Here is a 22,230-nt window from a genome sequence, read left to right on the forward strand (position 1 = left end):
TGGCGGAATGTCGCAGGATGACCGGGCTCGTGGCGGTGATCACCGGCGCAGCGCACGGAATCGGCGCGGCCACGGCTCGAAGGCTCGCGGCCGAGGGTGCGACGCTCGTGGTCACGGACGTGGACGACGCGGCCGGCAAGGCAGTCGCCGCAGGCATCGAGGACAGTGGAGGACGCGCGGAGTACGTACGCTGCGACGTGACCTCGTCCGTCGACTGGGAGAACTTGGCCCGCCACGTCGGCGAGCGTCACGGGCGGCTGGACGTACTGCACAGCAACGCCTTCGCCCAGCTGAACAAGCCCGCCCACGAGCTGAGCGAGGCCGAGTGGGACGGTCAGATGGCCGTACTGCTCAAACCGGCCTGGCGTGCGATGAAGACCTTCGCGGGCATGCTGCGCGAGGCGAGGGGGGCCGTGATCCTCACCTCCTCGGTGCACGCGGTCATCGGCCTGCCCGGCCACGCCGCCTACGCCGCCGCGAAGGGCGGGCTGTGCTCGCTGGGGCGGCAGTTGGCCGTCGAGTACGGGCCGGACATCCGCGTCAACACGGTGCTGCCCGGACCCATCCTCACCGCCGCCTGGGACGGGATCCCGGAGCCCGACCGGGCGCGCAGCGTGGCCGCCACGGCGGCGAAGCGGTTCGGGCAGCCGGAGGAGGTCGCCTCCGCCGTCGCCTTCCTGGCATCGGCGGACGCCTCCTATGTGACCGGAGCGAGCCTCGTGGTTGATGGAGGATGGAGCGTCATGAAGGAGTCCTCGTGAGCGCAGCGCGCGCGAAGAACCGTGCGCGGCACGCGCGAACAGGACCGATATGGAAACGGAGAACGTGGTGACCCATCCCGGCAGGGGGCTGCACGGCCAGGCGGTGGAGGAACTGGGCCGGCGCATCATCCGCGGCGACTATCCCCCCGGCTCCGTGGTGGACCCCGTCAAGTTCGAGACCGAGCTCGGTGTCAGCAAGACCGTCGTCCGTGAGGCGCTGCGCGTCCTGGCGGCCAAGGGACTCCTGGAGTCGAGGCAGAAACGCGGGACGACCATCCGGCCCCGCGCCGACTGGAACCTGCTCGACAGCGATCTGCTGCGCTGGCAGGGCAGCAGCGCTCCCACCGACGCCTTCCTGGGGGACCTCGCCGAGGTCCGCGCGATAGTCGAACCCGCCGGAGCCCGGCTCGCCGCGGCCCGCCGCACCGCGTCCGACCTGGACGCGATGCGACAGGCGCTGGACGCGATGGCGGCGGCCGGGACCGACGCCGACGCGATGGTCGAGGCGGACCTGGCCTTCCACCGCGCCCTGCTGGACGCCGCGCACAACGAGCTGCTCAGCCGGATGGAGGTCGTCATCGAGGCCGGTCTGCGCGTCCGGGACCGCATCGTGCACGGCGCCCGGCACTTCTCCGACTCCATCCCCGTGCACCGGGAACTGCTGGCGGCGGTCGAGGCGGGTGATCCGGACGCGGCGGTGGCAGCCGTCGAGTCACTGCTGGCGCAGGCGTCCCATGACCTGGCGGCCGTGCAGGCCCAGGAAGACCACGCCGACCTCGCGACCCACCCGCTCCCTGAGGAAGATTCTTGAAAATAACCGGACTTGAGACCTTCCTGGTCGCTCCGCGCTGGCTGTTCCTGCGCGTCGCCACCGACGAAGGAGTCACCGGCTGGGGCGAGCCCGTGATCGAGGGCCGCGCCGAGACCGTGCGCGCGGCGGTCCACGAGCTGGCCGACTACCTCGTCGGCCGGGATCCGCTGCGCATCGAGGACCACTGGCAGGTGCTCACCAAGGGTGGCTTCTACCGGGGCGGTCCCATCCTCTCCAGCGCCGTCGCCGGCATCGACCAGGCACTGTGGGACATCGCCGGCAAGACCTACGGCGTCCCGGTGCACCGCCTCCTCGGCGGCCCCGTACGCGACCGCGTCCGGATGTACGCCTGGATCGGCGGAGACCGCCCCAGCGATGTCGCGGAGCTGGCCGAGGAGCAGACGAAGGCGGGCTTCACCGCCGTCAAGATGAACGCCTCGGCCGAACTCGCCCCGATCGACACCCCGGCCCGCTCCGCCGAGGTCGTGGAGCGTGTCGCGGCCGTCCGCGAAGTGCTGGGCGACGAACGGGACATCGCCGTCGACTTCCACGGCCGGGCCTCCACCGCCATGTCACGCCGGCTGCTGCCCCTGTTGGAACCGCTGCACCCGCTGTTCGTCGAGGAACCCGTCTCACCGGAACACTCGGACCATCTGCGAAGCCTGGTGGAGTCCACGAGCGTTCCGCTCGCCACCGGCGAACGCCTCTATTCCCGCTGGGACTTCCGCCAGGTGATGACCAGCGGCATCGCCGTGGCCCAGCCCGACCTGTCGCACGCCGGCGGCGTCTCCGAGGTCCGCCGCATCGCCGCCATGGCGGAGACGTACGATGTCGCCCTGGCCCCGCACTGCCCCCTCGGCCCGATCGCCCTGGCCGCGAGCCTGCAGATCGCCTTCTCCGTACCGAACTTCCTCATCCAGGAACAGAGCCTGGGAATCCACTACAACCAGCAGTGCGACCTGCTGGAGTACGTGATGGATCCCGAACCCTTCCGCTTCCAGGGCGGATACGCCGTGGCCGGCTCCCGCCCGGGTCTCGGTGTCGAGATCGACGAGAAGGCGGTACGCCACGCCGCCGAGACCGGGCACCGCTGGCGCAACCCCGTATGGCGCGGCCCCGACGGGGCTTTCACCGAATGGTGACCACCGCCTGCCCCGCTCCGCAACCGCACACCCCGAGCCCCGCCCAAGGAGAGCCCGCTCCGATGAACCTGGTGGAATCCCTCCGAACACACCGCCTGCTGGCGATCGTACGGGGCAAGGACCCCGCCGCGGCCCTGCGCACCGTACGCACCCTCACCGAGGAGGGCATCGAGGCCATCGAGGTCTCACTGACCACGGCCGACGCCCTCACCGTGATCAGGCGGGCCCGCGCCGAACTGGGCCCCGACGCGATCCTCGGCGCCGGCACCGTGCGCTCGGCGGCGGACGCGGCCCACGCCGTCGAGGTCGGTGCGTCGTACCTCGTCACCCCGGCGCTGGTGGACGGGCTGGAACCCTATGGCGTACCGGTCCTGATGGGAGCCCTGACGCCGACCGAGATCGAACTGGCCCTCGCCCGGGGCGCCGCCGCGATCAAGCTCTTCCCCGGAACCCTCGGCGGCCCCGGCTACCTGCGGGCCCTGCGCGACCCGTTCCCCGAGGTGCCCTTCGTGCCCGTCGGGGGAGTGGACGCACAGGCCGCCCGCGCCTACCTGGACCGGGGCGCCATCGCCGTCGGTGTCGGCTCACCGCTGGTCGGGGACGCGGCCGACGGCGGCGACCTCGACCGACTCCGCACACGTGCGGCCGAATTCCGCCGGGTGGCCGCGGGGGAGACGTCATGACGGCACCGGAGTCCCGGGCCACGCCCGAAGTGGTGACCTTCGGCGAGACGATGGCGGCGCTGCGCGCACACGGCGCGCTGCGCCTCGGCGGCAGCCTCGGGCTGTCCGTGGCCGGAGCCGAGTCCAACGTCGCCATCGGCCTCGCCCGGCTCGGGCACCGGGTGCGCTGGGCCGGCCGGGTCGGCGCGGACGAACTCGGCGCGCTGGTACTGCGCACGCTGCGCGCCGAGGGGATCGACATCGACCACGCGGTCACCGACGACACCGGCCGCCCCACGGGACTGCTGCTGACCGAGCCCCGCCTGGGGACGCTCACGCGCGTCAGCTACTACCGCGCCGGTTCCGCGGGTTCAGCCGTCTCACCGGCCGACGTACTGCCCGCGCTGGCGCCGGGAACCCGCGTTCTGCATCTCACCGGCATCACACCGGCGCTCAGCGCCTCGGCGGCCGAGGCCGTCCTGGCAGCCGCCGCCACCGCACGCGACGCCGGCATCACCGTGTGCCTCGACGTCAACCACCGCTCCCGGCTGTGGACCGCCGACCGAGCCCGTGCGGCGCTCCGGCCGCTGCTGGCCCGAACGGATCTGCTCATCGCCTCCGAGGACGAGCTGCCGCTGGTGCTGGAACGACCCGGTGCGGAGGAAGCGGAGGCCGTGCGCGGTGTTCTGGCCGAAGGAGTCGGCGAGGTGGTCGTCAAGCGCGGCGCCCGTGGCGCGACCGCATTCACCGCGGACGGGGCGACCGACCGCGCGGCACGCCGGGTCGACGCGATAGACGTGGTCGGCGCGGGTGACGCCTTCGTGGCCGGATACCTGTCCGGTCTGCTCGGCGGCGCGGACATCCCCGCCCGTCTGCACCGAGCCGTCACCACCGCGGCGTTCGCCGTCGCCACCCGGGGCGACTGGGAGGGCCTGCCGACGCGGGACGAACTCACCCTGTTCGACCAGCCCGACGGCACGACCATCCGCTGACCAACCAGGAGACCGACCATGACCCACACGGCACGGACGGCGGCGGTCGTCGTGGACGGAGCGTACGAACTCGCCGAGGGCGGCCGCTGGTTCGACGGCCGGTACGTGTACGTCGACATCCTCAGCGGCAGGCTCTTCGAACTGCGCGACGACACCGAACCGGCCCCGCGACAACTGTGCGGACTCGACGTGCCGTTGGGTGCCGTCGCGCCCGTGGCCGACCGGCCTGGCACCTGGATCGCCGCCGCGGGCACCGGCATCGCGCTGCTCACCGCGGACGGCGCTCCGGAGTGGCTGGACCGCCCCGAGGACCGCACCCCCGCCCCCAGCCGGATGAACGACGGCGTCGCGGACCCGGCCGGCCGTTTCTGGGCCGGCAGCATGGCCTACGACGGCGCCCACGGCGCGGGTTCGCTCTACCGGACGGACCCGGACGGCACGGTGGTACGCGTCCTCGACGGCCTGGGCATCGTCAACGGGCCCGCGTTCACCGCCGACGGCACGACCATGTACGTCGCCGACACGGCCGCCGGTACGATCCTGCGCTGCAGCGTCGACCCCGCCTCGGGCGACCTCTCCGGTGGCCCGCACACCTTCGCCCGAGTACGCGACGGCGAAGGCGGCCCCGACGGAATGACCGTCGATGCCGAGGGCTGCCTGTGGGTCGCGATGTGGGGCGCCGGTGAGGTCCACCGGTACCACCCCGACGGCCGCCGGCTCCACACCCTGACCGTCCCCGCCCCGCACCCCACGTCGGTCTGTCTGCACCCCGCTGACAACCGCCTCTTCGTCACCACCGCCCGGTACGGGGTGAAGAGCCCGACAGCGGCCTCCGGCGCGGTGCTCAGCATCCCCGTACCGGTCAGGGGGACGGCCGTTTGCTTCTGGAGCGGCCCTGGCTGAAACCGCTGATCCGGCCGGGGTTCACGACGCGTCCGCCCGTCATGCGTCGGCCGGCGGTGTCCATCGCCTGCGGCTTCCGGCCGTACTCAGAAGGGTGCCGATACGGACGGTCTCACGGACCACGTCCGGCCACGGGCTGGTGTCGGCGACGCTCAGCAAGTGGGCGCCGCTGCCCGGGCGTTTGCGGATGCTGGTCCGGATCAGCACCCGCAGCAACTCCTGCGGCCCGGGCAGGCAACCCTCGACCAGTCGTCGCCACTGCTCGGTGTCGGCCCGTTCGACGAGGATCGTCAGCGGTCGGTACCACCGCTGTGCCAGCGACATCTCCTTGCCGGTGGGCAGCTCCCGCACCCGGGTCGCGGTATCGACGACCAGTTGCACGGCATGCGAGGGCGAGGCGTCCGCGAGGCGCTCGACCAGGCGTCCCAGCACCGTCACCTCGTCCACCTCGCGGGCCCGCGCGAGATGGAGCGCCGCTTCGGCACAGGCCTGCGCGGCGCGCCGCGGTGTGTCCAGCGGATGGTGACGGCACACCAGCCCCGTCAGGCAGCGGCGCACCACGACCTGGTTGTCCTCGTACCAGCCGAGGGCGGGCGGCACCCGGCCCGCGGTGTACGCGGGCCCGAGGAAGTCGTCCCGGAGCGTGTCCTCCAGGGAGCGCCAGTCCGGCGTGTCCAGGGACCGGTGGGGGCTGTGGCCGACGACCGTCTCGATCAGCAGCAGCACGGTCCGCACGTGGTGAGGGTGTCCGCCCCTGGCCAGGAGGTCGCCCAGCTGAGACGCGCTCGGCGGGGCGAGGATGCCCCGCGTGACCAGCCTGCCGCGCAGCATGATCGCCTTGCGGGCGACCTGTGGACCGTGGGCGCCGGTCCAGGTGGAGTCGCACAGCCGCTCCAGAGCAGCGGCGTGACGGCGTAGGGCGGCGTTCAGTCGCGGGCTCTCCCTGCCGACGTCGGCGCGCCGCAGCGCTTCGTTGAGCCAGCCGGGATCGATCCACGGGTCGACCATCCCGCCCGAGAAGAGCTCGTCCAGCAGTTCCGGACAGCCGGGCAGCAGCCGTTGCAACCCCGAGTTGATCTCTTGATCGACCTGCGACACCGCGTGCTGGTGGGCCACCCCCTCCAGGTCGTGCCCGGCTGCCCGGTCGGCGCGCCACAGCCGGAGGGCGTCGAGCGCCTCGGGGTGCTCGGCCACCGCGGCCGCGACCAGCAGGGTGACGGCGCTGTCGTCGGCGAGCCAGACGCGACGCAGCCGCTCCTCCGCCCGATCCGGCCTGCCCGGTCCGGCGCCCGGGCCGGTCCGTGGCCACGCTTCGCCCACCAGCGCGGCGGTGGTGTCCACGTCCATCGGGCGGCTCCAGGTGTGCTCCGCCAGCCGGTGACCGAACCCGTCCGGGGCCGGGCCGTCGAGGGCGCGCAGGTGCCCGGCGAGCCAGGCCCTGACCGCCGCGGTGGCGGCCGGCTCCGGGCCGGTCGCCGGACCGGACGGTGTATCGCCGCCGATGGTTCCGGCCGGGCCACGGGCGTCCGTCAGCAGCGGCAGCAGCAGGGCATCGGTGAGCAGCGGCATGGCGCCGGGGCCGCCCACCCGTTCCACCACATCCAGCAGGGACCGCACCTCCTCGGCGGAGGACTCGGCGGCCACCACCCCGACGGCCCGTACCTGCGGATACGACTGAGGATCCTGCCAGGACCGGGCTGAGGCGGTCAGCACCGCCTCCTGCGACGGCCGTCGCCCGCCGCCCGACCAGCCGGCCGCGATGAGCCGCCCCAGCGCGGCCTGGAGCTCGACGCCGTTCTTGTTACGCGGGCGATGGGCACTCCAGCGGTGCCGCACGACGGGCCGGATGACGGAGTAGGGCCGTTCCGGCCAGTCGTACGGTCGAGCCGCGAGCCGTACGCACCGGGCCACCAGGGACAGGTCGCCACTCAGGTCCGTCAGCAGGGTGCGCAGCCGGGGCCAGACCCATTCGGGCCGCTTGCCGGCCAGGGCCTCCAGGACGGAGACGAATTTGAAGATCTCCGTCTTGTGCTGGGTGAGCAGCCAGGCCCACAGGCACGTCTTCGGTGCGCACCGGCCGCTGCCGCAGTCGCCGCCGCGTCCCCGGGACGGACAGGACCGTTCGATGACCGCGACGACACCGTCCGGGGTGCTCTCCGCGAGCCAGCCCAGCGCGACCAGCAGCGACCGTCTGACGTCCTGGTGCTCCGTTCGCCAGACGGCGAGCAGCTCGTCCGCGACCCGCTCGCGGTCCTGGTTGCAGGTGGCGGGCAGCGCGTCCAGATAGACCCGGCCCAGCACCGCCGGGAGCTTCGCCAGCACCGGCGCGAACCGGGCACGCAACGCGGCGTCGGGGGTGGGCAGTCGCGCGTAGACCCGCAGCTGCATGGCGCGCAGCGCGTGGAACGCGGGTGTGTCGTCCCAGGTGGAGTCGAGCAGGCCGGTCAGCAGCGCCGTGCAGGTCTCGGCGCGCGCGCCGCCTGCCCGCCCCGCCTGTACGAGGGCTTGTTCGGCGACCGCCAGGCGGAAGTGGTCGTCGGGGTATTCCTTCAACCAGTCGAGCAGGTGGCCGAGTTGCCGGGGAGCACGGGACAGCCTCCGTCCCGCGGCGTACTCGAAGAGGGTCTGGTGGAAGTAGGAGTACCGCTGGACGCCCGAGCCGTGGCACTCGATCACCCCGCGGGTCATCAGCAGGGGGATGTCCGCGGGTGAGGGCGACCCGGGTGACTCGGCGATACCCGCGGTCGCCTCGTCGGCCGAGAGGTCGAGCCGTCCCTCCTGGAGCATCAGGCGGGCCAGCTCCTCGCCGGTGGCGGAGAGGTCGGCCGCCGCGGCGGGGCCGGGCGCGTCGCCCGCCCTCTGGTCGCGTCCGACGCGGTGCTCCCAGTAGAGACCGTAGAGGGTGGTGGCGTCGATCTCCTCGACCAGCGGCGGCTTCGGGGCGAACGCCTCGAAGAGCATCCGCAGCGTCAGCGGTGCCCGGCACACCTCGTGCATCGGCAGACCGTGCACGGCGGCGTTGGCCACCGTGCGGCAGACCTCGTCGACGGAGACCTCGGGCTCGCCCTCGTAGAAGTAACGGGCGTGCGAGCGGATCGCGGCCTCCTGCTCGCCCGCGTCGTACGGGCCGAGCCCTCGCCATTGCAGGGCGAACCCGCTCACGTACGGCTTGAGGACGCGTGCCTCCTCCTCCCGGCAACTCATCAGGACGCCCACGGAGTTCTCGGCCGCGACGGTGAGCAGCTCTTGCAGGCGCACGATGCCGGTCCGGTCGGAGACCAGCAGGTCGGCGGTGTCGAACAGGAACACCGTTGGGCCGTCGAGCTGTTGGGCGGCGGCTTGAAGCGTGCCCAGGGTGAGTTCCGTGCCCTGCTCGCCGTCCCACAGGTCACCGGCGCGCAGGAAGTAGGGCCGGGGGCCGTCCGGGTCGGCGGCGAGCTGTTGATGCAGCCGCCACAGCAGCGTGGTCTTGCCGGTTCCGGCTGGGCCGGTGACGCACGCGGAGCCACCCTCGCGCAGCAGTGGCAGCAGCGACCGCTCCAGGGTCCGCGGGACGGACAGCGCTTCCAGGTCGAGGGGCAGCGCGCCGATGCCTGACGCCCCTTGGTGCCCGGCAGCGGCGACGGCCTCGCGGCTGTACACCTCCAGCTTGCGCAGCTCGTTCGCGGGCTCCGGAGGGCGCGGCGTGCCGGCGGACTTCCCAGTGACGGTCCCGCCGCTTGGATCCGGGGCGGATCCGTCAGGGCTGCCGGTGGCACCGTTCGTGCCCCCGGCGGAGGCGGGTGCGGGCGGGAGGACGGGGCGGCCCGCCGGCGGAGGGCTGTCGTCGTGCAACGCGAGGAGCGCGCCCCCCGCGTGCGCGGCCAGCCGGAAGAACCACCAGCGGGCGGCGTCGCCCACGTTCACGTAGGTGCTGAACCTCAGTCCGGTGGCGATCAGCGACGCGAGGAACTGCTCGTGCCACGGGTCGGCCCAGTTGCCGACGATCGCGGCACACTCCTGGCGCACCGCGTCCACCAGCCGCCACGTCGAGGGCACGATGTGGTCGCGCAGCGTTGCTTCCGGGGCAACGAGGCAACGCAGCAGGGCATCCCCGGCGCCCACGCCGCCCGCCGCGAGTCGCCGCACCTCCGGGACGAGTGCGGAGACGAGCAGCATCGCCACGTCCCGTGACAGGGGCGCGTCGGGCGAGTAGGTGGCGAGGTCGATGAGCTGGAAGGCCTTGACGCTCGGCTCGTTCATCCGGAGCGGGACCATGACGTTCTCGAGGTGCAGGTCTCCGTGGGAGCGGCCCCGCAGGACGCGCAGGGCCGGGTCGGGCAAGCCGGACCCGCCGACGGCGAGCGCCAGCGGATTGGGCAGGTTCCGGCCGTCGACGTGGATCCAGGCAGTCTCCTCCGCCAAGCCGTCGACCCGCGCCCCGTAGGCGGCCGCCGATCCGCCGGACTGTAATTCGGCGCCGAGTTCGTCGCCCAGCAGGGTCGTCAGCGGAGTGGTGCCGGGGCGCACGCCGAGTGTGGTGTTCCACTCCGTCAGCAACCACCGGGTCACATACCGCAGAGCCTGCGGCAGTCGGTCGTCGAGGGCGGCCAGGGTGCGAACGTCGCGCAGGCTGTGGCCGGCCGGGAGCTGGAAAGTGAGGACCCGGCCGTCCGCGACGTCCCAGGTCGCCCACTGCTGCGTCACCCGGCGGGGCGCGGTCTGCTGGGCGTGGGCGTGCGCCTGCGCCTCGCCCGGCCTTCCGGGGGCGGACACCTTGGCGATGAGGGGGCCCGGCTCGGGTGAGACGACCACCGCGGCGAGCAGCGCGCCACTGGCCCCACCGGACGCCCGCCAGGACAGTGGCTCGACGACGCCGCCATGCCCTCCGTACCGGGCCCACCGCACCAGGGCGTCGGCAGCGGCCGCGTCGGGGAAGAGCGCCCTGAGGCCTTCCTCGTACTCCACCGTGCCTTCCCCCCGATGACGTCCACTGGCCGGGTAGGGGCCGCGACTCGCGCGCGCTCGGGAGGTGACGCTACATCAGTGCGTCCCGCCCGGCCCCTGGTATGCCGTTTTCCCCCGGCGGACCCTCATCCGGGTCGCACCGCGGCACGCCTCACGGTGCGCCACAGCTCGTCCGCCGCGGCCTGGAAGTCGGCCCGGTCGGCGGCCTTGAAACGGCGGAAGAACCAGTCGGGCACCCGGGTGTGGCGCAGCCTGGACTGGAAGATCACGTCCTGGACCTGCCGGGCGAAGGCCGTGAGCACCGCCGGGTCCCCGCTCTCGGCGATCCGGGCGGCCAGCAGCGCGCTCACACGCTCCCGCTCCGCGACGACGTCCTTCTGGGTACGGACCACGTCCAGCCCGGTCAGTACCGCGCCGAGGGAGGGCACGTACCACAGCATCATCAGGTCGAGGACGTTCATCCGTAGGGCCAGCCCGACGACGAGTCCGGCGCCGAGCCAGACGAGCAGCGCGGTGAGCACGGTCCTGGCGTACCGGCGCCGCACCCGTGCGCCCCACCCCAGGTTCTGCTGCTGGCAGGCGAGTACGTCGTACGGGGCGGGCAGTTCGGGGATCTCGTAGTAGTCGCGCAAGTCGTCCTCGCGGTCCCGGAAGCGACGGGCCAGGCCGCTGACCTCCTGCGGCGCGGGGGCGGCGCCGACCAGGACGGTGTTCCACTCCAAACGGAACAGTCGGACGTCGAAGAGTTCCTGGAGCAGCGCCGCGCGGCGGGCCTCACCGCTCTCCCACGCGGTCAGCCCCAGGGAGTGGGCCACCGCCCACACCCCGCCCAGCACGGTGACGGGGACGGCGAGGCCGGGCGCGAGGACCGCGGCGAGACCGGCCGCCGCCAGCAGCAGCGACACGGAGAGCCGGGCGTTGGCCAGCCGCTGCGCGCGGCGGTGGGAGACCGACACGGCCCGCAGCCGGTGCAGCGCGGCCTCGTCGTTCTGGGCCGCCGGGATGCCGGGCCCGGTGTGTCCGTGCCCGCCGTCGCCGGGGCCGCTGCCCCTGTGCCTGGTCCTGCCGACCCCGCCCATGACGCCCCCTCGCCCTCGGTCCCTCTTCAACTCTGCCCGCGCGGGTGCCCGGTGTACACAGCACGGGGGCACCGATGACGAGGCGCGAGCCGCTGACCGCACACCTGTCCTCCGGCGTTGCGGCTACCTGCGCATGTCAATGCGGACAGGGAATGAGTGCCTGCGGGAGATGGATTGCCTCCCGTGTATATTAGGAAAAATGTTATTTTATGTCGGCCGGGCATGATGTATTTCTCTTAGACGGCAGGCGCTTCGGGAGCCAGCGCGAGGAAGTACCGATGAGGCTCAGAACCGTCCTTTGTTCCAGCGTTTCCGCCCTCTCCGTGCTGGCGCTGCTCAGCGCCTGCGGCGGCGGCTCCGGCGGCACGGGCACACCGAGCGGCAAGCCGTTGGTCGGTGTCGACTACCCGCGCTCCGACACCGACTTCTGGAACTCGTACATCCAGTACACGCCGGAGTACGCCAAGAAGCTCGGCCTCTCGCTCAAGACCACCAATTCGGAGAACGACGTCGCCAAACTCAGCGCCAACGCGGAGACGCTCATCGTCCTGGGCGTCCAGGGCATCGTGATGGCGCCGCAGAGCACCTTCGCCATCGGGCCGATCCTGGCGCGTCTGGAGGCGATGAAGATCCCGGTCGTCACCATCGACACTCGCCCCGACACCGGAAGAGTCGACATGGTGGTCCGCGCCGACAACCGCGCCTACGGCGAGAAGGCCTGCAAGTACCTCGGCACCAGGTTGGGCGGCAAGGGCAAGGTCGTGATGCTCGAGGGCGACCTCTCATCGATCAACGGCCGTGACCGCACCGAGGGGTTCAACGCTTGCATGAAGGCGAAGTACCCCGGCATCAAGGTGTTCGGAGAGGCCACCAACTGGGACGGGGCAGTCGCCGCGGAGAAGCTCCAGAGCGTCCTGACAACCCACCCGGACATCAAGGGCGTCTACATACAGTCCAGCTTGGCCCTGTCCGGCACGCTCCAAGTGCTCAAGCAGCAAGGACTGTTGGTCGGTCCGAAAGACAAGAAGCACGTGTTCGTCGTCTCCAACGACGGCATCCCCAGGGAGCTCAAACACATCGCCAAGGGCAACATCGACGCCACCGTGTCCCAGCCGGTCGACCTCTACGCCAAGTACGCCCTGTACTACCTGAAGGCCGCGATCGACGGGAAGGCGTTCAAGCCCGGCAGGACCGACCACGACAGCACCATCGTCAAGGTCCGCGACGGACTCCTGGAGGACCAGCTCTCCGCCCCGCTCGTCACCGCCGACGGCGGCATCTACGGCGGCGTCCCCAGCCTCAAGAGCACCGACACGTCGCTCTGGGGCAACAACCTCCGCTGACGCCGCGCCCGCCGGGCCTGCGTGGAATCGATGCCGCCGAGGGGCGACGGGTGACGTCGGCCGGATCTGCATCAGCAGCGCGTTCTCCGGCTGCGGCACGTGGACCCCTGGCACCGGAGGAAGGCCTTTCCCTGCGCGGAGCAGACATTCACGTCCCGGCCGAGGCGCGCTCAAGACGCCGGACGACCCGGACCTGTGGTCGTATGAGGAGTCGCGTGGAGTCGGCGCTCCTCTCACGTCGGACTGCACGGCGATGCCGAGCGCCGCGCCATCGATGCCCTCCTCCTCAAGGCCTGAGCCGATCCCCTCCTCTCACAAGGACTCACCATGACGACCTTCGCCCTCGTCGGCGCCGGACCCGGCCTCGGGCTCGCCACCGCCCGCCGTTTCGGAACCGCCGGCCACACCGTCGCCCTCATCTCGCGCGGCACGGAGAAGCTGGAGGCGTTGACCGCTGAACTCACCCGTGAGGGCATCCAGGCACGCGGCTTCACCGCCGACGTCCTCGACATCGAGTCCCTGGAGGGCGCCCTGCACGCGGCCGCGCAGGCCCTGGGGCCCATCGAGATCCTCCAGTACAGCCCCGCGCCCCGCGCCGACTTCATGCGGCCGGTCCTGGACACCGGCGCCGACGACCTCGACGCGCCCCTCTCCTTCTCCGTCAAGGGCCCGGTCACCGCGGTGAACGCCGTCCTGCCCGGCATGCGCGCGCTTGGCCGCGGCACCCTGCTGTTCGTCAACGGGGGCAGCGCCGTACGCCCTCACCGCGACCGGGCCGGCACCTCGGTCGCCTTCGCCGCGGAGAGCGCCTACGCCCGCATGCTCCACGATGCCCTCGCCGCGGAGAACATCCACGCCGCCCAGCTGATCGTCCCAGGAGCCATCCGCCCGGACGCCGAGCACAGCAGTCCCGAGGCCCTGGCCCGGCGCCTGTACGACATCCACCACGAGCGCGACGGCTTCCGCCACTACGCCGAACCCATGCCCGACTGACTCCCCGGGACGATGCCGGTGAGGTCGTAGCCGAAGCGCAGGGGCCGGCCGACGGCGTCGCCGTGCGCGTCCAGGCGCCAGGCCGCCAGATCGTCGGCATCGGTCCACGCCTCCTCTGCCCCGACAGGCACGCCCGGTCACGAAGGGTGAAGGCCGGGCGGGCTCGGCCTTCCGCCGAGCCCGCCACACCGGCTCCCTACCGGAGCCGGACTCGCGTCACGCCGTCAGCGCTGCAGTGTCAGCAGACCCGGACGGTAGGGCAGGAGGCCGTAGTCACCGCCGGAGTTGGGGCTGCGCCCCTGGTAGAGCAACTGCAAGTGGCAGGGATCGACGGTCATGGTCTGGTCGGGGCTGGTGCGGATCAGTTCGCCATGGCTGATGTCGTTGGTCCAGGTGGCGCCACTGTTGGCCTTGCCGGCGAAGGGGTTGCTCTCGGTCGCGGCCTGGGGTGTCCATGAGCCGTTCAGACTGGTGGCCGTGAACGAGCGGAAGTAGCGATGGCCCTGCGCGCCGATCGCCTCGACGATCATGAGGTAGCGGTTCTGGCCCTGCAGCTTGTAGACCTGCGGGGCTTCGAACAGGTTGTTCGTCGTGTCGCTCATGACCACTGTCGAGGCCGTGCCGAAGCTGCCCGGGAAGTTCCCGATCGGCATGCCGGCCCGGTAGATCTTGCCGTTGTCACCGGCGAAGAACAGGTACATGTTCGTTCCGTCACCGATGAGCGTCTGGTCGATGGGTCCTGTTCCGGGGCCGGGGATGCTTCCGGAGAAGAGCACCTGCTGGGACGACCAGCCGTTCGGGTTGGTGGGGTCGCTCGACGTCCGGTAGGAGAAGGCGGTCCCGCCCCACTGGTAGGCGAGCACCCAGATGTTCTTCGGTGCGAAGTAGAAGAGCGTGGGCGCGACGGTGGAGGCAGACATCGTGTTCTGGCCGGCCGAGGCCATCTCCGACCAGTTGGTGAACAGGCCGAAGTTCATCGAACCCCACCTGGTCCCCGTGTCATGCGTCGTCGCATAGACGAGTTGCCTGCCGTTGTAGGGGACGACGGTGAAGTCCTTGAGCGAGACCCACCCCGGCTTGGGCTGCGCCAGCGCGCCCGTTGATGTCCAGCGGTACGTCGACGGAAGGTCGCACGGGCCGGGGTTGTCGGCGCCGACCTTGACGAGCTGCCACTGCTGGTTGGTGCCGCCCCAGTCGTCGTACTGGACGACGTTCGCGTTGTCGGCGGTGGAGGCGCCTTGTACTTCGAGGGCTTTGTTGCTGTGCCGCGAGATGAGCCTCACGTAGCCGTCCGAGCTGTCGGCCAGCCGCCACTGCTGGTTGGTGCCGTTCAGGTCGGCCCACTGGACGATCGAGCCCCCGTTCGCGGTGGACCAGTTGTGGACGTCCAGGACCTTCCCCGAGTGGCGGGACTCGATGCGGTAGTAGCCGCCCCCGGAATCGACGAACCGCCACTGCTGCTGGTTCTGATCGTTCCTGGTCCACTGAGTGATGCGGGCGCCGTCGTCGGTCGCCATGTTGTAGACGTCCAGGGCCTTGCCGCTGTTGCGGTTGACCAGCACATACGAGGCGTTGGGGTCTACGGTCGCCGCGTCGGCGGGCTGGGCACCGAGGACGGTGGATACGAGCAGCAAGGGCGCGAGGACGGTGAGTAATCGTCTCAGAGGAGCCGGGGACGGGTGGCGAAACCACATAAGAGGGCCTCCTTGGGGGCGGGGGTGGGGTGACCCCGATGAACCACGGAGCGGACGTGCCGGGAGCGGAGGGGGGTGTCGAAACATTTCGAAGAATTCCCGGAAGCTTTGACGCCACAAGCTAGGAATACGGAGCCCCCTGGTCAAGGCCTGTCGCCGATCTGTCCACAAACAGCGCCTCCCTTCGAGCCGAAAAGCTGTCGAACCGACCGAAAGTACTCAGGTCTCGGCCCTGCGGCATCCGTCGACGGCGACGTCGTGGGTTCGCCGTCCGGCTTGCCGGGATTCCGGAAGTTTCGGACGAGGAACCGAAACTTCTTCTGCGGGGAGTATTGACGATGCATCGTCAATACCTCAATCATCCCTGCCTGAGGAACCGGTCATAGTTCGAGATGTCGAACCGAGTCTGCGCTGCACGGCAGTTCCACGCATAGCTGCACGACAGATCCGCGCACCAAAGCCTGCGCCACCCCGTCACGTTCCACCCGCCGTACGTCATCCGACGACCGGCCGGGTGCCGTCCGTGCCGGTCGAGATCGTCCCGGTCCCATGACCGCGGTGTCCAAGTGGTTCCGAGCTGTCCGGGTTCCGGCCCGCCCCGTCCCTCTGCCGAGTGGGAGCGGACGACGCATTCCCCCCGCTTCAGTCCTTCCTTGATTCCTACCCTGGAGGCACAATCATGGGCTCGTATGCCCTTCCCAGATCCGCTGTCCGACGGAAGGTCCACGGCCTGCTGTTGGCGCTGGTCGTCGGTGTCCTCGGTGTGGTCGCCGCACTGGTCGCGCCGCCGAGCGCACACGCCGCCGAGAACACGCTCGGCGCCGCTGCGGCGCAGAGCGGCCGCTACTTCGGTACCGCCATCGCCTCGGGCCGGCTGGGTGACTCGGCGTACACGTCGATCGCGGGCCGTGAGTTCAACATGGTGACGCCCGAGAACGAGATGAAGATCGACGCCACGGAACCGAACCGGGGCCAGTTCAACTTCACCGCCGGTGACCGCGTCTACAACTGGGCGGTGCAGAACGGCAAGAAGGTGCGCGGCCACACCCTGGCCTGGCACTCCCAGCAGCCCGGCTGGATGCAGAGCCTCAGCGGCAGCACGCTGCGCCAGGCGATGATCGGCCACATCAACGGCGTGATGGCCCACTACAAGGGCAAGATCGTCCAGTGGGACGTCGTGAACGAGGCCTTCGCCGACGGCAATTCGGGAGCGCGGCGCGACTCCAACCTGCAGCGCACCGGCAACGACTGGATCGAGGTCGCGTTCCGCACGGCGCGCGCCGCCGACCCGGCCGCCAAGCTCTGCTACAACGACTACAACATCGAGAACTGGACCTGGGCCAAGACGCAGGCCGTGTACGCCATGGTCCGTGACTTCAAGCAGCGCGGCGTGCCGATCGACTGCGTCGGCTTGCAGTCGCACTTCAACAACGACAGCCCGTACAACAGCAACTTCCGCACCACCCTGCAGAGCTTCGCCGCCCTCGGCGTCGACGTGGCCATCACCGAACTCGACATCCAGGGCGCCTCGGCCACGACCTACGCCAACGTGACCAACGACTGCCTGGCCGTCCCGCGCTGCCTCGGCATCACCGTCTGGGGTGTGCGCGACACCGACTCCTGGCGATCGGAGCAGACACCGCTGCTGTTCAACGGCAACGGCAGCAAGAAGCCCGCCTACACCGCCGTCCTCAACGCGCTCAACGGCGGTACCTCCACGCCGCCTTCGGATTCCGGAACGATCAAGGGCGTCGGTTCGGGCCGCTGCCTGGACGTGCCCGGCGCCAGTACCGCCGACGGCACCCAGCTCCACCTGTGGGACTGCCACAGCGGCACCAACCAGCAGTGGGCCTACACCGCCGCCGGCGAGCTCAGGGTCTACGGCAACAAGTGCCTGGACGCCGCCGGCACCGCCAACGGCACCAAAGTCCAGATCTACAGCTGCTGGGGCGGCGACAACCAGAAATGGCGCCTCAACTCCGACGGAACCATCGTCGGCGTCCAGTCCGGCCTCTGCCTCGACACCGTCGCGGGCGGCACCGCCAACGGCACCCTGATCCAGCTCTACTCCTGCTCGAACGGCAACAACCAGCGCTGGACCCGCACCTGAGGGGACCTGCCACGAACGAAGGGGGCAGTCGATGAAGACCTAGGGCGCGGCTTCCCCCGCCGTTCCACGAAGACATCGCTGGTGGTCCCGGGGCGCCGCCGTGGCGGCGGCCACCCTCGGCGGCGACGGTGGACACCCATGCCTGGTACGTCCTGGTCAATCGCAACAGCGGCAAGGCCCAGGACGTCTCCGGCTCATCCACCGCCGACGGCGCGCGGGTCGGCCAGTGGCGCGCAACGGCGGAGCCAACCGGCAGCAAGGCGGTGGAGGTGCAGGGCGCCTCCACCGTCGACGGATGCAGGGTCGTCCAGTACACCGACCGGGGCGGCGCCAGTCAGCAAAGGCAGATGATCAAGCCGTCGTCCCGTGGCGGTACCGCCGACGAGGTCGCCTCGGGCGGCACGGGATTCAGCTGGGGCGGCGGTATGAGCTGCGCACTCCCATGCAGCCGGGCGAACGTCTTCAGGGCCGTCGCGGTCATATCCGGCGCTCAGCTCAGCGGGTGCAGTGACGGCACCCAGCCCATCGCCTGCTTCGCACCCCACGGCGTCAGCGACTCCGTCCTCAACATCGCGCCAGGACGGTCCTGCGCGACAAGGCCACCTACCCGGCCCCCTGTGTCGGCCCGTGCCGGGTCCGGATCTTGGTACTGGTGGAAGCGGTGGGCCCCTCAGGTCCCAGCGAACTCCCTTTCCCTTCGTGCCTCCGCGGACGTCTTCGGGATGCGTCGCGTCGCGTGCCGCAGGAAGGGCGGCGCCATCACCGACGTGGCCACGGCCAGCAGGACGATGATGGTGTAGGTGGCGGTGGTCAGGATGCCCAGCTGGAGACCGGCCGTGGCGATGACGATCTCCACGACGCCGCGGGCGTTGAGCCCGGCACCGACAGCGAGCGCCTCGCCGTGGCTGAGGCGGCCGAGGCGGGCGCCGAGGTAACCTCCCGCGAACTTCGCCGCGGTGGCCACCAGCAGCGTGACCGCCGCGGCGAGCAGCACGGTCCAGTCCAGCAGGGCCGCCAGATCCACCTGCAGCCCCGCGGTGGCGAAGAACAGCGGTGCGAGCGTCGACATCACGAAGACCCGGATCGTGTCGAGCGTCCTGCGGCTCGCCGAGCCGAGCGAGCTGATCACGATGCCGCACAGGAAGGCGCCCAGGATCGGCTCCATGCCGAGCGCCTGGGTGCCGGCAGCGGACAGCATGATCATGACGACCATGGCCGCGACGCTGACTCCCGGTTGCCCAGCACGTTCGGTGTGCTGGAGCACTCTGCGGGCCACTGGACGGACCACGAAGAGGGCGATCGCCAGCGCCGCGGCAAGACAGCCGACGGTCTGCATGATCATGCTGAGCCGCGCTCCCACGACGACCATGGCAGAGACGACCGACAGCAGCAACCATCCGACGATGTCGCTGATGGCCGCGGAGCCGACGATGAGCTGGCCGACGTCGCGGTGCAACAGCCGCATGTCCAGCAGTGTCTTGGCGATCACCGGGAGCGCGCTGACCGCGATCGCCACCCCCATGAACAGGGCGAAGGCACCCCGGCCGGCGTCCGGCGCCATGAGCGAGGCCGGCAGCAGGAAGCCCAGGGCGATGCCGAGCGCCAGCGGCAGCACCACGCTGCCGAGGCTGACGCAGCTGACGGCGCGGCGCCGGCGGCGGATCAGATCGATGTCGATGTGGGCGCCTGTGATCGCGACCAGCAGCAGCACGCCGACTTGCGCGACCGCGGTGAGCAGATGGGTCTGGGCGGGCTCCCGCGGCAGCAGCCAGTCCGAGAGGCCGGGCAGGAGCTCTGCGAACACGGAGGGGCCGAGCAGCACCCCGGCGGAGAGTTCACCCACCAAGGGGGGCAGGCCCAGGCGCACCGCCAGCATCCCCAGCAGCACGGCGGTCGCCAGCAGCAAGCCGATCTGCAGCAGGAAGACCAGCATCTGGTCGTGGCCGATCGAGGGAACCGGTCGTGCGGCTGTCACCATCGAGGTCCTCTTTCGTCTTTCGAGAGGTCAGGAGGCCCGCGCGATCAGGAGGGACAGAATCACTTCCGCCACCCCGGACGGATCGCCGGCCGAGAGCAGGTGTCCTCCGGGCAGGACCGTCACCTCGCACCGTCCCGTGGTGTGGTCGGCCCATGACTCCAGCCGAACCGACGCGTCGTCATCGGCACCGGCGAGGACCTGGACGTCTCCGGCCGTCGTCATGGAGCGGGTCAGGTCGATGAAGGACTGGGACAGCCGCAGGTCGTCGCGGATCACCGGATAGAGGCGCTCGGCGAGCTCCGGCGTGCGCAGTACCTCGGCCGGGATCTCGCCGCCCATCGCGGTCAGCGTGGCGACGGCGCCGTCGAGGGAACCCAGCTCCTCGGTCCGGATCCGCTCCCTGACCGAGGGCGGTGAGTTGGAGGCGGCGATCAGCAGGGGGACCGGCCGCTGCCGGACGAACGCGGCCGCCGCCAGCCCGATGTAGGAGCCGAGGCTCTCGCCGTAGATCGCGTCCACGTGCCCGCCGAGCTGCGCGGTCACATCGGCGATCACGGGTTCGGCCCGGGTGAGGAGGGCTTCCCGGTAGCGCCGGCCGTGGCCGGGCAGTTCGACAGCGCGGAAGTCGACCCGCTCGCCGAGTTCCCGGCGCAGACCCCGGAAATAGCCGGCCCCGCAGCAGGACGGCGGAATGAACGCCACGGTCGGCGTCCGCCCGCCGCTGCCGGTCGCCGTCGTACGCGAACGCATGCGCGTACGCGCGCTCGTGTCGTTCACACCGCCCGCCTTCGTCGAATCCGTGCGGCTACTGGGAGTGGATCGGCGTGCCCCGCAGGGTCGTGGTGGTGATCTTGTTGTGCTTGAAGGTGTCCTCGCCCCGCGCCAGGACCGCGGCCCACTTCTCCAGCGAGATGCTGCCGCCGTACTCCTCGATGTGGTCGGTGTCCGGGTAGACACGGACCTTCGTCGGTACGTAGCGAGTGGCGAAGCCCATCCGGTAGTTCCTGCCGGCGCTCGTGTTCGGCAGGGACGCGTGCATGAGGGTCGACCAGAAGATCACGCACTGGCCCTTCTCCATGGTGAGCGAGACCGCGTCCTCCTCGTTCGGCCGCCAGTCGGGGTCCACCTGGAGCTGGCGGTAGTCGTAGCCGAAGAAACCCCGCGGGACGCCGTCCTTGAGCTCGGCGTTGATGCGCCCCTCGTCGTAGTCCATGTGCTTGGTCTCGTCGTAGTTCATCTTGTTCTGTGTGCCGGGAATGATCTGCAGGCATCCGTTCTCGCGCGTCGACTCCGTGAACGCGGTCCACACCGTGAGCGTGCCCGCCCCGAAGTCGTCGGCGGACTCACCCGGCCACAGCAGCTGCGGCTTGCCGCTGGCGTTGGCGAAGGTGTCGGCCTGATGCCAGTCGGTGCCCTCGTCCCCGGGGTACTTGGGGAAGAACTCGGTGCGCCAGCACAGCAGATCGGGCCCGAGGATGGAGGCAACCCTGTCGACGATCTTCCGGTTGCAGACGTGCCGGGCCAGCAGGTCGATGTCGAGGTGGCGGTCGTAGTTGAAGATGTTCGGCGCCCCGATGCTGGAGTCGACCTCCGGGTACGCGGCGTAGGACCGGTCGAGCGCCTGGCGCTGGACCGTCTTCCACATCTGGTCCATCTCCTCGGGGGTGTAGATGGTCAGTGGCCCGATGTAGCCGTTCTTGTGGAAGGACGCCAGCTCCTCGCGGGAGAGCCCGAGACCGGTCTGTTCGGTGCTGCTGGTCATGTCTGGATCCCCTTACCTGGTGGTTGACGTGGCGCTTTCGACCGGCTGGGTCTTCGTCACGGCCATGCCGAGCGGCTCCTCGTACGTGGTCCTCATGTCGAGCACGGCTCCGAAGGAGTCGCCGAGGAACTGGTTGAGTTTCGAGAACGTCAGTGAATGTCCGCCGACGTCGAGGAAGTTGTCGGAGCCGGTGATATCCGGGTCGTCGAGTTCGTCGCGCAGCCACTTCACGACCGAACGCTCGATGTCCGCCGGGTCTGGCGCGCCATTCCCCGCGTCGTTCGTCCCTGGCATCTGCATGGAGACTTCCTCCCGTAGGTCTTTCTGCCGCCGCATTGACGTGAGCGTGCTGCCCGCCGTTGTCGAAGAGGGGCGTCCGCAGGGCGGACACAAGAAGCAAGGCATGGCGGCATGCATATGGCGAAAGGCTGGTGGGACGTAGGCAGGGAACTTTCCCGCGTTCCTTCAGCGGGACCGGTCGTATGCGTCCCCGCGGCGATTCGCGCCCGATAGGGTCCCTGCAAGTGATCCCGCGTCGCCTCAAGCTAGACCGGTGAGCGGGTTGTCTTCAAGACCGTGCGGCGCCTCGTCAATTGTCCCGTTGGCGGGACAGCGGTCGGACGACACCGCAGGTGACCGGTGACGTCACGGGCCCGCCGCGGCTGCCGTCGTGCAACAGCGCCGCCGCAGTGGTCAAGCGCAGGCGGCGCCGTATAGCCTGCCGGAGCTCAGTGAATTCGGCGCCCGGCATTGCGAACCGGTTTTGCGCGCCAAGTGGTGGAAATTCACTCACGGAAATGAGATTTGCATGTCGAATCCGTTCGAGGATGAGAACGGCACCTATCTGGTATTGGTCAACGACGAGGGGCAGCATTCCTTGTGGCCCTCTTTCGCCGAGGTGCCGGCGGGATGGACCGTCGTCAAGGAGGAGGACAGTCGCAAGGCCTGCCTCGAATACATCAACGAGAACTGGACCGACATGAGGCCGAAGAGCCTGGTCGAGACCATGAGGGCCGACAGCGCCTGACCGGCACCTCGTCGGAGGTATGACAC

General features: G+C 70.4%; 18 protein-coding genes. 10 read left to right on the forward strand and 8 right to left on the reverse strand.

All coding sequences use genetic code 11. The annotated features are described in order from the left end of the window. The first annotated feature begins 17 nt into the window (after positions 1-17). The 6 genes from IG99_RS12445 (at position 18) to IG99_RS12470 (ending at position 5,271) form a co-directional block, all read left to right on the forward strand. A complete protein-coding gene (locus IG99_RS12445) occupies positions 18-761 on the forward strand; it encodes an SDR family NAD(P)-dependent oxidoreductase (protein ID WP_078947669.1) in 744 nt (247 codons plus the stop codon). Positions 762-810: 49 nt separating this feature from the next. Further along, the gene (locus IG99_RS12450) at positions 811-1,572 is read left to right on the forward strand and encodes a FadR/GntR family transcriptional regulator (RefSeq protein WP_051865238.1); all 762 of its coding nucleotides are present in this window, start codon (positions 811-813) and stop codon (positions 1,570-1,572) included. After that, a complete protein-coding gene (dgoD, locus tag IG99_RS12455) occupies positions 1,569-2,714 on the forward strand; it encodes a galactonate dehydratase (RefSeq protein WP_037672857.1) in 1,146 nt (381 codons plus the stop codon). Before IG99_RS12450 ends, dgoD begins: the two co-directional genes overlap by 4 nt. A gap of 62 nt (positions 2,715-2,776) precedes the next feature. After that, positions 2,777-3,397 (forward strand): bifunctional 4-hydroxy-2-oxoglutarate aldolase/2-dehydro-3-deoxy-phosphogluconate aldolase, encoded by a 621-nt coding sequence (locus IG99_RS12460; protein WP_037672859.1) that lies wholly within the window; start codon positions 2,777-2,779, stop codon positions 3,395-3,397. Further along, entirely contained in the window at positions 3,394-4,368 is a 975-nt protein-coding gene (locus tag IG99_RS12465; RefSeq protein ID WP_037672861.1) for a sugar kinase, read from the forward strand. Before IG99_RS12460 ends, IG99_RS12465 begins: the two co-directional genes overlap by 4 nt. 18 nt (positions 4,369-4,386) lie before the next feature. Beyond that, complete coding sequence (locus IG99_RS12470; protein ID WP_051865239.1) at positions 4,387-5,271, forward strand: SMP-30/gluconolactonase/LRE family protein; 885 nt, start codon at positions 4,387-4,389, stop codon at positions 5,269-5,271. A 39-nt stretch (positions 5,272-5,310) separates the two neighbouring features. On the opposite strand, the gene IG99_RS12475 is transcribed toward IG99_RS12470, so the two are convergent. Both IG99_RS12475 and IG99_RS12480 read right to left on the reverse strand, forming a co-directional pair. Next, positions 5,311-10,218, reverse strand: a complete 4,908-nt coding sequence (locus IG99_RS12475; RefSeq protein WP_037672863.1) for an NACHT domain-containing protein — start codon at positions 10,216-10,218, stop codon at positions 5,311-5,313. 125 nt (positions 10,219-10,343) lie between these two features. Then, positions 10,344-11,297 (reverse strand): S-4TM family putative pore-forming effector, encoded by a 954-nt coding sequence (locus IG99_RS12480; RefSeq protein ID WP_037672866.1) that lies wholly within the window; start codon positions 11,295-11,297, stop codon positions 10,344-10,346. A 278-nt stretch (positions 11,298-11,575) separates the two neighbouring features. On the opposite strand from IG99_RS12480, the gene IG99_RS12485 reads away from it, so the two are divergent. Continuing rightward, positions 11,576-12,640: a sugar ABC transporter substrate-binding protein gene (locus IG99_RS12485; protein WP_037672867.1), complete on the forward strand. Its 1,065-nt coding sequence runs from the start codon at positions 11,576-11,578 to the stop codon at positions 12,638-12,640. Between the two features lie 327 nt (positions 12,641-12,967). After that, entirely contained in the window at positions 12,968-13,633 is a 666-nt protein-coding gene (locus IG99_RS12490) for an SDR family NAD(P)-dependent oxidoreductase (protein WP_037672868.1), read from the forward strand. Here IG99_RS12490 and IG99_RS48710 read toward each other — a convergent pair. Both IG99_RS48710 and IG99_RS12495 read right to left on the reverse strand, forming a co-directional pair. Beyond that, a complete protein-coding gene (locus IG99_RS48710) occupies positions 13,609-13,764 on the reverse strand; it encodes a hypothetical protein (RefSeq protein ID WP_158973177.1) in 156 nt (51 codons plus the stop codon). The two genes, IG99_RS12490 and IG99_RS48710, sit on opposite strands and share 25 nt — an antisense overlap. Before the next feature lie 93 nt (positions 13,765-13,857). After that, positions 13,858-15,327, reverse strand: a complete 1,470-nt coding sequence (locus tag IG99_RS12495) for a non-reducing end alpha-L-arabinofuranosidase family hydrolase (RefSeq protein ID WP_037672869.1) — start codon at positions 15,325-15,327, stop codon at positions 13,858-13,860. A 679-nt stretch (positions 15,328-16,006) separates the two neighbouring features. On the opposite strand from IG99_RS12495, the gene IG99_RS12500 reads away from it, so the two are divergent. Further along, complete coding sequence (locus IG99_RS12500) at positions 16,007-17,437, forward strand: endo-1,4-beta-xylanase (RefSeq protein ID WP_037672871.1); 1,431 nt, start codon at positions 16,007-16,009, stop codon at positions 17,435-17,437. 670 nt (positions 17,438-18,107) lie between these two features. Here IG99_RS12500 and IG99_RS12505 read toward each other — a convergent pair. Genes IG99_RS12505 through IG99_RS12520 form a run of 4 tightly spaced genes read right to left on the reverse strand, consistent with a single transcriptional unit; the run spans position 18,108 to position 21,477 of the window. Beyond that, positions 18,108-19,415 (reverse strand): cation:proton antiporter, encoded by a 1,308-nt coding sequence (locus IG99_RS12505; RefSeq protein WP_037672873.1) that lies wholly within the window; start codon positions 19,413-19,415, stop codon positions 18,108-18,110. A gap of 27 nt (positions 19,416-19,442) precedes the next feature. Then, positions 19,443-20,192: a thioesterase II family protein gene (locus IG99_RS12510; protein WP_037672875.1), complete on the reverse strand. Its 750-nt coding sequence runs from the start codon at positions 20,190-20,192 to the stop codon at positions 19,443-19,445. Positions 20,193-20,220: 28 nt separating this feature from the next. Continuing rightward, positions 20,221-21,177, reverse strand: a complete 957-nt coding sequence (locus IG99_RS12515; protein ID WP_037672878.1) for a chlorinating enzyme — start codon at positions 21,175-21,177, stop codon at positions 20,221-20,223. Positions 21,178-21,189: 12 nt separating this feature from the next. After that, complete coding sequence (locus IG99_RS12520; RefSeq protein WP_037672879.1) at positions 21,190-21,477, reverse strand: acyl carrier protein; 288 nt, start codon at positions 21,475-21,477, stop codon at positions 21,190-21,192. Positions 21,478-21,985: 508 nt separating this feature from the next. Here IG99_RS12520 and IG99_RS12525 point away from each other — a divergent pair. After that, positions 21,986-22,204, forward strand: coding sequence for an MbtH family protein (locus IG99_RS12525; protein ID WP_037672880.1), 219 nt, complete (start codon positions 21,986-21,988; stop codon positions 22,202-22,204). Positions 22,205-22,230: the final 26 nt, after the last annotated feature.

Source organism: Streptomyces griseus subsp. griseus (assembly GCF_000720255.1).
In the GTDB taxonomy this organism is placed as follows: domain Bacteria; phylum Actinomycetota; class Actinomycetes; order Streptomycetales; family Streptomycetaceae; genus Streptomyces; species Streptomyces griseus_I.